Source organism: Bradyrhizobium iriomotense (assembly GCF_030160715.1).
Taxonomy (GTDB): Bacteria; Pseudomonadota; Alphaproteobacteria; order Rhizobiales; family Xanthobacteraceae; genus Bradyrhizobium; species Bradyrhizobium iriomotense.
This window is the reverse complement of the sequence record NZ_BSOW01000169.1, coordinates 1-556: the sequence shown is the minus strand read 5'-3', so window position 1 is coordinate 556 and position 556 is coordinate 1. Positions and strand designations below refer to the sequence as shown.

Below are 556 nucleotides of genomic sequence, written 5' to 3'. Positions count from 1 at the left end.
TGAAGCAGAAAAGATCGCCGCCATGGGGTCGCGCTGAGCACCTCCTGCACGCGGAGAGCCAGGCTCGGAAAGCCGCACCGCATGTCGGTGTGGCCCGTCGCAAGCCACACGCGAACGCTTCGGGATCAGTGTCTCCAGCCCCCGTATGATCCGTAGCAGAACCTCGACATCGACGTTGCGATCCACGATCACGCGCCGGCCATTCGCGGTCACGACCTCCAGAATGCCATTCGTCGCTGCCGCGGCACGCTCGGCCGACGACTGGACCTTCGACACAATCTGGGCCGGCACAAATCCATCTACTGACAGCCGCCAAGCTGTCTTTCGCGATAGGCCTTGCGCCACGAAAACAGCAGCTGCTTCGAAACCCCATGATGCCGTGCCGTCGCCGACGCCAGCCGTGGACCTGAGAAACTTTCCTCGACAATCCGCAGCTTCTCAGCATCCGACCAGCGCCGACGCCCACCGGTCTCCACAACTTCAAGGCGGCTCGCTTGACGACTCTCAGTAAGGATATCCATACCGACAGTCAGCGACAGACCGGAAAAACCCGCAA

The 556-nt window shown here is 61.7% G+C and carries 1 pseudogene; it reads right to left on the bottom strand.

The features are described from left to right. Positions 1 to 126 precede the first annotated feature (126 nt). Positions 127 to 521: pseudogene (gene tnpA, locus QQL28_RS45820) on the bottom strand (IS66-like element accessory protein TnpA); the annotation flags it as partial. Between the last annotated feature and the right edge of the window lie 35 nt (positions 522 to 556).